Annotated in this window: 7 protein-coding genes and 3 tRNA genes; 7 read left to right on the top strand and 3 right to left on the bottom strand. The window is 33.6% G+C overall.

What is annotated here, in order from left to right; translation table 11 throughout:
* Window positions 1-213: 213 nt before the first annotated feature.
* Together DQM55_RS11690 and DQM55_RS11685 are read right to left on the bottom strand one after the other, a co-directional pair.
* Complete coding sequence (locus DQM55_RS11690; protein WP_172454777.1) at window positions 214-975, bottom strand: ParB/RepB/Spo0J family partition protein; 762 nt, start codon at window positions 973-975, stop codon at window positions 214-216.
* A 63-nt stretch (window positions 976-1,038) separates the two neighbouring features.
* Window positions 1,039-2,211, bottom strand: coding sequence for a S1C family serine protease (locus tag DQM55_RS11685; RefSeq protein ID WP_111676898.1), 1,173 nt, complete (start codon window positions 2,209-2,211; stop codon window positions 1,039-1,041).
* Window positions 2,212-2,414: 203 nt separating this feature from the next.
* On the opposite strand from DQM55_RS11685, the gene rlmH reads away from it, so the two are divergent.
* The 7 genes from rlmH to DQM55_RS11650 all read left to right on the top strand — a co-directional run bounded on the left by rlmH (window position 2,415) and on the right by DQM55_RS11650 (window position 5,627).
* Window positions 2,415-2,894, top strand: a complete 480-nt coding sequence (rlmH, locus tag DQM55_RS11680) for a 23S rRNA (pseudouridine(1915)-N(3))-methyltransferase RlmH (RefSeq protein WP_111676896.1) — start codon at window positions 2,415-2,417, stop codon at window positions 2,892-2,894.
* A 42-nt stretch (window positions 2,895-2,936) separates the two neighbouring features.
* Window positions 2,937-3,010: transfer RNA gene (locus DQM55_RS11675), tRNA-Arg, on the top strand.
* Between the two features lie 181 nt (window positions 3,011-3,191).
* Complete coding sequence (locus DQM55_RS11670; protein ID WP_032909851.1) at window positions 3,192-3,299, top strand: hypothetical protein; 108 nt, start codon at window positions 3,192-3,194, stop codon at window positions 3,297-3,299.
* Window positions 3,300-3,326: 27 nt separating this feature from the next.
* Window positions 3,327-4,661 (top strand): competence system sensor histidine kinase ComD, encoded by a 1,335-nt coding sequence (gene comD, locus DQM55_RS11665; protein ID WP_111676894.1) that lies wholly within the window; start codon window positions 3,327-3,329, stop codon window positions 4,659-4,661.
* Window positions 4,662-4,666: 5 nt separating this feature from the next.
* Window positions 4,667-5,431, top strand: coding sequence for a competence system response regulator transcription factor ComE (gene comE, locus DQM55_RS11660; RefSeq protein WP_002899424.1), 765 nt, complete (start codon window positions 4,667-4,669; stop codon window positions 5,429-5,431).
* Window positions 5,432-5,476: 45 nt separating this feature from the next.
* A tRNA-Glu gene (locus DQM55_RS11655) sits at window positions 5,477-5,548 on the top strand.
* 5 nt (window positions 5,549-5,553) lie between these two features.
* Window positions 5,554-5,627 (top strand) — tRNA-Asn (locus tag DQM55_RS11650).
* A 109-nt stretch (window positions 5,628-5,736) separates the two neighbouring features.
* Here the strand turns inward: DQM55_RS11650 and DQM55_RS11645 are convergent.
* On the bottom strand, window positions 5,737-8,322 hold the full coding sequence (locus tag DQM55_RS11645) for a YfhO family protein (RefSeq protein ID WP_111676892.1): 2,586 nt from the start codon (window positions 8,320-8,322) through the stop codon (window positions 5,737-5,739).
* Window positions 8,323-8,343 lie beyond the last annotated feature (21 nt).

Genomic DNA, 8,343 nt, shown 5'->3' with positions numbered 1-8,343 from the left:
AACTTCCCTCCTTTTCTATAATTTTCTGATTCATACGCATCTTATTTTATCATAAAGGCTTAAAGTTTTCCACAAGAACTGGAAAAGAATTCACATTGTTAGCTGAAGTTATCCACAGAATGTGAATAAAGCTAAAATTTCTTATTCTAATAGGCTTCCTAATTGATTTAACAGTGGATAATTTTGTTATTTTAAAAAAAGAAAATAACAGTTTTATTTAAAACTGTTTATAATTCTTTGATATTCTTCTTCGCTTTCAAAAGGAATAATCAGCTTTCCTTTACTCTGGCTTTTTAACTGAATAGAAACTTCCAGACCGAGAATTTTTTTAATTTTTTCCTCTTCAGATTTAGCAAACAGTTCTTTATTAGGTTTCTTTTTGAGACTCTTTTTTTGCTGGAGAAGCTTTTCAACTGCTCGAACTGATAAATCATCTCGACAGATTTTTTCCAGCCATAGTAACTGTTCTTCTTCTTTTAAGGGAACCAGCAGGCGAGCATGTCCTTGAGAAATCTCTTCTTCCTTGATAGCTTGGCGAACTTCTTTAGACAGCTGTAAAAGTCTGACAATATTGCTGATATAGGGTCTAGATTTTCCCATGATTTTAGCAATTTCATCATGTGTCAAGCCTTTGTCAATCAAATTTTGATAAGACTCAGCCTCTTCTATAGGATTCAAGTCTTCTCTTTGAAGATTTTCGATAATGGCCTGTTTCAGCATTTCATCATCAGATAATTCTTTGACGACAGCTGGGATCGTTTCTAGGCCAAGAAAAGAGGCAGCTCTAAATCTCCGTTCTCCTGCTAAAATTTCATAACCAAAAAGTGAAGATTTCCGAAGAATGATTGGCTGAATGAGACCATTTTCTTTGATTGATGCTGCTAATTCTTCAATCTTTTTTTGTGAAAATTGTTTACGAGGCTGATAAGGATTGGTTCGAATGTCTTTAAGTGCAATATATTGAAAGTTTTCCATTTGTATATAGAATAACACACCTTTACGATTGTGTAAAGGTGTGTTGACAATCTTGTAAATAAGTTAATTTGAGCTTAACTCTTTTGTTGATTTAGTGAGTTTGATTTTGACTGTTTGAGATTTACCATCTCGATAATAAGTAATTTCTACTTCATCTCCAATACTATGCTTGTAGAGAGCAGATTGTAAATCACTAGTGGATTCCACATCTGTATTATCTACTTTTGTAATGACGTCATTTTTTTGAAGCTTGCCATCAGCAGGCATCCCTTGCTGAACAGAGCGAACAAGAATACCTGATTTCACTGAAGAAGGAAGATTTAATTTAGAAAAATCAGAAGTTGTCAGATTAGATAAATCCATCATTTGAATCCCTAAAGCAGGACGTGTGACTGTTCCATTTTTCTCAAGTTGATTGATAATATTTACGACATCATTAGATGGAATGGCAAATCCCATCCCTTCAACAGAGGTTTGGCCATTTGTTGAAATTTTACTTGAAGTAATCCCAATAACTTGTCCTTGGATGTTAATCAATGGGCCGCCAGAGTTACCAGGATTGATTGCAGCATCTGTTTGCAGTGCAGTTGTTGAAATATTTTCACCATTTTCAGATTGTAATGTAACGTTTCTGCCTAAACTAGAAATAATTCCTTGTGTGACAGAGTTAGCGTATTCTGTTCCAAGAGGACTTCCGATAGCAATAGCTGTCTCACCAACTGTCAGAGATTTAGAATCTCCAAATTCAGCAACATCAGTTACTTTTTCAGAGCTAATTTTAACGACAGAAATATCTGAATAAACATCTGATCCAACTACTTCTCCTGGAACCTTGTTTCCATCAGCTAGCAAGATATCTACATTGGTTGATCCGTTAAGAACGTGGGTGTTGGTTACCAGATAGGCTGATTTTCCGTCTTTTTTATAAATTACGCCAGAACCTTCACTGGAGATTTGTGATTCATCGTTGGAAGATTCATCATTGATAACGCTGCTAGAAGATTCAGCATAAGTAATTACTGAAACAACCGCATTTTGAACCTTTTTCACAGCTTCTGAAATGTCTGTAGAGTTTTTATATGAAGTAGTTACACTGGTTGTTGAATTTCCATTCATTTTTACACGTGAAGTTACTAATGTAGTAACATAATTCCCTAAACTTCCGCCGATAAAACCTACAATTAACACTGCAAAAAGCAATAAAGCCTTTTTGATGGCATTTGAAGAGTTTTTCATGTTTTCCTCCTTGAATTACAATTGATGAAATTATAGTTAGCTAAACTTAATTATAACTTAAATCCTCTAAGTTTTCCACACCTTGTGGAAAACTTAGAAAAACTGTTGATAGGCATTAGAAAATACACAGATTAGCCGATTCCCAGATAAATTTTACTTGTTAATAAAGTGTGAAGTATAGATGAATATGATAGAATAAACTTATGAAAATAAAACTTGTAACAGTTGGAAAACTGAAAGAAAAATATTTAAAGGATGGAATTGCCGAATACATGAAGCGTCTCAATCGATTCTGCAAGGTGGAAATGGTTGAGCTAGCGGATGAAAAAACACCTGATAAAGCTAGTGATTTAGAAAATCAGCAGATTTTTGAAAAAGAAGGAAATAAAATTCTGGCTAAAATCAATGAGCGTGAATTTGTTATTGCTTTGGCAATTGAAGGAAAGCAATTTCCGTCAGAAAAATTTAGTCAGCTCATGATGGATACTACAGTGCATGGCTTTTCTGATATCACTTTTGTTATTGGCGGAAGTTTAGGTTTATCTCCTGCAGTAAAAAAACGGGCAAATCTTCTGATGAGTTTTGGCAAATTAACGCTACCTCATCAACTGATGCGCCTTGTTTTAATAGAGCAAATCTATCGAGCTTTTATGATTCAGCAGGGGAGTCCTTATCATAAGTAATCTTGACGGCAATCCTATTTTCTGATAGAATGAGATAGTATTGGTCTCATAGCTCAGCTGGATAGAGCATTCGCCTTCTAAGCGAACGGTCGCAGGTTCGAATCCTGCTGAGATCAGAAAGGTAAAAAAATGCGAAGTATTTTACAATATTTCGTGTTTTTTTCTTCTATTTTTTTGGTATAATGTCATTTTGGGGATAAAAAATGACATTTCAGGGAAAATTGTCACTAACTCTTTCTATTTTTCTATAATGATAAATGTAAGGTGACTTACAAGATAAAAAGATAGGAGATAGTTATGAAAATCTATTCTTTTCAAATTGCTGCAAATAGCAATTCACTTGTTCAAACCTTTTGGGATATAAGAGGTATTCCAAATCCATGGGATTGGATTTTTGGAAGATAAGAATTTTAAAGTTTAGGGGAGAAATTTATGTCACTTGAAATAATAGGATTAATTGTTCATCCTTTTATTAATGTAGCTGCATTTTTAGTGATTTTATCAAAAATCACTAAAATTAAGCATACTTACTTTTTTGTAGGTGTTTGCTTTGGTCTTGAGATTATAATTCCGTTTATAATTGCTTTTTTAGGGCATGTGTTTTCATTTGAAATCTCATTTCCATCATATGCGCTGTCATTTTTTCTCCCTCTATTTATAGTTTGGTATTTTTGTAGAGTTGAAAAGATTAAAAGATACCAATCTTTCTTACTTTCCTTCTTTTTATGTTTGTCAATTGATAGCTCTACTACTTTCTTTTCAGTTATTATTTCATCTGTTTTAGGAGATGATTTTGTAGCTCAGTACATGGGCTTGTTTCTGACATGTATCAACTTAATATCCTTGTTCTTTATGGTAAAAGTTATTGATATTTTTGATTTCAGAATAGATTATCTTAAAAGAAGTTTCTTTAAATCTCAGATTCTGATGATTAGTAGTTTATATGCAATGAATTGGCTGATTTTAAATCTCTCTCACTGGATTAGTAATATAAAGCATTTCAACAGTTTTAGCAGTATGATTGCTACTATTTGTTTCTTGGCCTTTCTTTCTACCTTGGTGACGTTCAAGGACAGCCGTGAGAAATACGAAAAAGAAGAGCGTTTGCGTCAAAAAGAATCTGAACAGCTTCGACTTCAGGAATATACTGATGAAATTGTGAGATTGTACTATGAAATCAAAGGATTTCGTCATGATTATGCTAGCATGCTGACAAGTATGCAAGTGGCTATTCAAACTGGAGATATCAAGGAAATTGAGCACATTTATCAAGAGGTCTTGGCTGATGCAAATTTGAACCTGCGTTCAGATAAATATACAGTTTTTGATTTGAATAATGTAGGAGATTCAGCTTTAAGGAGTGTCATGACTGAGACAATCTTTCAAGCGCGTGAACATCAGATTCAGCTGACTTTTGAAGTTAAGGATAAAGTGGAACGCCTTCCAATCAAGTTGTTAGATCTGGTCAGAATTGCTAGTATTTTATTAAATAATGCTATTGAGAGTGCCATTGACAGCTTAGAAAAAATAGTCCATGTTTCTCTGGTTCAACTGGATGATAGAACCATTTTTGTTGTTCAAAATTCTCGTAAAGAAGGAAAATTGGATTTGGAAGAACTCTATCAGCCGGAATTTTCAACTAAAGGAGAGAATAGAGGCTACGGGTTGAATAACATCAAGGAAATTTTAGATAGGTATGAATTTATCACTCTTGATACACAAATTGAGCCAAGAAGTTTTACACAGATTTTAACAATTAGGAGATAGAATTTATGAAAGTGTTAGTTTTAGAGGATACCGTATCTCATCAAGTCAGGATGGAAACGACATTAGCAGAAATTGCTGAGGAACTTGGAATTGACATCCAGGTTCAGGTTACAGGAAAAATCAAAGAATTCAAAAAATATATTGAAAATGGAGACGTTAACCAGCTTTATTTTTTGGATATTGACATTAAAGGAGAGGAAACAAAAGGGCTGGAAGTAGCTCAATTTATCCGTCATCATAATCCTTATGCCATTATAGTTTTTGTAACCTCAAAATCTGAATTTGCTACTATGACTTTTAAATATAAAGTATCAGCACTTGATTTTATTGATAAAGATATCAACAATGATGCTTTTAAAAATAGAATCAAAGACAGTATTCTTTACACTAAGAGTACACTAATTGAAAATACCAATATGGTAGATTATTTTGAATATAGTTATCGTGGCAATGATGTTCGAATGCCTTATAACGATATTTTGTATATCGAAACGACAGGGAGCTCTCATAAACTTCGGATTGTCGGTAAAAATTTTCTCAAGGAGTTTTATGGAACGATAACAGATATTCAAGAAAAAGATCAGCAATCTAAACGATTTTTTTCACCACATAAATCTTATCTGGTTAATATTGGCAACATTGTTGATTATGACAAGAAAAATCGAGAAATTATCTTTTACGAAAATCATCGCTGTCCGGTCACTCGTTTAAGAGTGAAATATCTGAAAGATATTTTCGAAAATAAAGGGAAAAGAGTTGACAAAGCTTAAAAACCTGATATAATGGAATATGTTCTGAAAGAGAGCATACCATATGGTCCGTTGGTCAAGGGGTTAAGACACCGCCTTTTCACGGCGGTAACACGGGTTCGAATCCCGTACGGACTATATTATCCGGCATAGCTCAGTTGGTAGTAGCGCATGACTGTTAATCATGATGTCGTAGGTTCGAGTCCTACTGCCGGAGCTAGAGACACTCCTAGTGAGTGTTTTTTATTGTTCAAAAAAGGCCTTCACTAGCATTTTAATGAAGAGCCTTATTTTTTATATTGGTAAAGATCTGATTTTTGCTATATTTATATTCTCTGTCGTTTCCTACGTAGAAAATTATAACAAACAAATAAGATTATACCAGATATGAAGGCAATGCCACCTTCTTTCAGTCCATTAGGAATGAAAGTGAGGACAACATTCCCTTCTCCTTTTTTCACATCTAATTTCATAAAGCCGTTTTGAGCTCGTTTTAGTGTGACAGACTTCCCGTTAAGAGTGGCTGACCATCCCTTATCATAAGGAATGGAAAAGAATAATGAAGTATCCTTTTCCGCTCTATAGTTTGTTTTTACTGTGTTTAAATCAGTAGTTGTGGAAACGGGCTGCTCTTTTAATTTTTGAATGACATTTTGATATTGCTCAGTATTAACGGCAAAAAATTCTGGTGTATCAAATGAAACAGTTGAATTATCTGGGAATGTAAAGCGAATAGATACTGTTTGACTTTGACTGAAATATCCAGCATTAAAGAAAGGAAAAACATTATTAGTTGTATAACGTTCTGTAAAGTTATTGACAGTAATGTCAACATCTGTCTGATCATCATTACTAAAATCAATCCCAGCAACATTAACATATAGTTGACTGTTAGCAGGTACATTGACAGTATAGATTACACTAGCAAAGCTTGTATTATGTTCTCTGTCAACATCCACAGTCACTCTGTTACCAATTTGCTTGACATTTTCATTAGTAGTTATAGCTTCTACTTTATTATAATATTTAAAATCAAAGCCAGTCAATTGATTCAAAAATTCTGTCTGATTATCTAAAGTCAAATTTGTAAACTTGACATCCTGGTAAACATCATTGGTCAGAAAAGCTAAACCAAGTGCAGCATCATTTTGATAGAGAGACATTTCTTTTTCACTTTTCTCTGGAAGAAAACCAAATTTTTGAGGATCTGTTTCAGATAGATTGTAGCGAACACCAAAAATACTGTCCATTAAAATACTATTGTTTTGATAACGGAGATTCAGATTTGTTCCTGCTGATTTAAAACCAAGTTTATCTAAAGTAGAACTTGCCTGAGTATTTCGAACAGATGAGAACTGGGAAATTCCATTGTAGTTGAATTTCATACTGTCATTTCCTGTTTGTGGATTCAATCTTTCAGTTCTAAAAAAGTCAATATTTTCCTTTTTGGAATAATTGACAAGCTTGTCAATCTCGTCAAGGTGACTAGAATAAGATGAACGAGTGGCAAATACCCATTCTTTAGCAATTCCTCCAACTTGATAATAGGAATTAAGCGACAATTCAAAAGTAACAAAGAAGAGCAAGACAGGGAGAATGATTTTTGGTTGAATAGAAGATTTTGCTAAGACAAAGCTAATCAAGAGATAAGCCAGCAGAAATTCTAATGTTAGAATATAATTCTCAGGACCCAAAAAGTCATAATGTTTTCTCTGAATAAACGTCATAATGAATCCGAGACTGAGCAAAGTGAAACTAATGGCAACATTAATCAATTTCACGTCTTTCCAACGATTTAAAGTCTCAGCAGCCATATAGATAACTACCAGAGAAAATAGCCAAGAATAACGGTGAAGAAACATGTTCGGAGCATGCATTCCCTGCCAAAGTAAGTCTAAATATTGAAGATAAAAACTAGCTATGAAAATTGCAATGAGTAAAAAGTAGCAAAGTTTCACGTGAAACTTAACAGATTTTAAGGTGAAAAATAAGATAGCCAGAATCAAGGGGAAGGTGCCGACATAAATCATAGGGATAGAACCATACTTGGTTGTATCAAAACTGCCAATAAAATTTTTAGCAAACACATCTAAGAACCAACTTTTTTCTGTCAGCAAAGAAGAAACTTTTGTCAAGGTTTCACCATGAGTACTTATGTCTAGGTAAGTTGGCAGAATCATGATGAGGCTAGTCAGACCTGCTAAAGCAGATACGATTGTAAAGTCAAGTAAACTTTTAATTCTATTTTTGAAATCCCAAAATAATTGAAGAAGGTACCAAAAGACCAAAAAGATTGCCATCATATATCCAAAATAATAATTTTGGATGAAGAGAATTGACAGTGTTGTAAAGTATAGTACTCTTCCTTTTCCAGTTATCAACCTATGTAAACCTAGAATAATTAAAGGTGTAAGGATAAACACATCCAACCAGGTTTTAATTTCCAATTGACTGACTGAAAAACTCATTAAAGAAAATGAGGTTGAAAGAGTGATGATGAGTAAATCTGGAATCTTTTTAAATATTCCTTTGATACTGATAAAGGTAGAGAGTCCAATTAATCCAAACTTAATTAAGGTAAATAGATAGACGGCATCTGGCATTGATTTCAAATCAAAGAAATAAACCAAGGGAGATAAGAAGCTACCTAAATAATAACTGGATAAAGCATAGAAATTCTGCCCAAGTCCACTGGAGAAAGTATAGAAAATACTATCTGTGCCATGAAGGATATTTCTTAGGTTAGTGTCAAAAATGACATACTGATGAAAGCCGTCACCAAGCAAGGGAGACGTTTCGCTATTCCAGTATATTCCGTACATCAAGTAGACAAAGAACATGATGAAAAATGGAAGAAAGAAGGCGCAAAAATAAGGCCAATTTTTTTTAAAATATTCTTTAATGTGATTCATATTTCTTATATAGAAAGAGGC

The organism is Streptococcus sanguinis, from assembly GCF_900475275.1.
Classification (GTDB): Bacteria; Bacillota; Bacilli; order Lactobacillales; family Streptococcaceae; genus Streptococcus; species Streptococcus sanguinis_N.
This window is presented reverse-complemented; position numbering and strand designations above follow the sequence as displayed.

Excerpts from the sequence above, each read along its gene's own strand:
- DQM55_RS11690 (WP_172454777.1), bottom strand. The coding sequence starts at position 975 with ATGGAAAACTTTCAATATATTGCACTTAAAGACATTCGAACCAATCCT.
- DQM55_RS11685 (WP_111676898.1), bottom strand. The coding sequence starts at position 2,211 with ATGAAAAACTCTTCAAATGCCATCAAAAAGGCTTTATTGCTTTTTGCA.
- rlmH (WP_111676896.1), top strand. The coding sequence starts at position 2,415 with ATGAAAATAAAACTTGTAACAGTTGGAAAACTGAAAGAAAAATATTTA.
- DQM55_RS11670 (WP_032909851.1), top strand. The coding sequence starts at position 3,192 with ATGAAAATCTATTCTTTTCAAATTGCTGCAAATAGCAATTCACTTGTT.
- comD (WP_111676894.1), top strand. The coding sequence starts at position 3,327 with ATGTCACTTGAAATAATAGGATTAATTGTTCATCCTTTTATTAATGTA.
- comE (WP_002899424.1), top strand. The coding sequence starts at position 4,667 with ATGAAAGTGTTAGTTTTAGAGGATACCGTATCTCATCAAGTCAGGATG.
- DQM55_RS11645 (WP_111676892.1), bottom strand. The coding sequence starts at position 8,322 with ATGAATCACATTAAAGAATATTTTAAAAAAAATTGGCCTTATTTTTGC.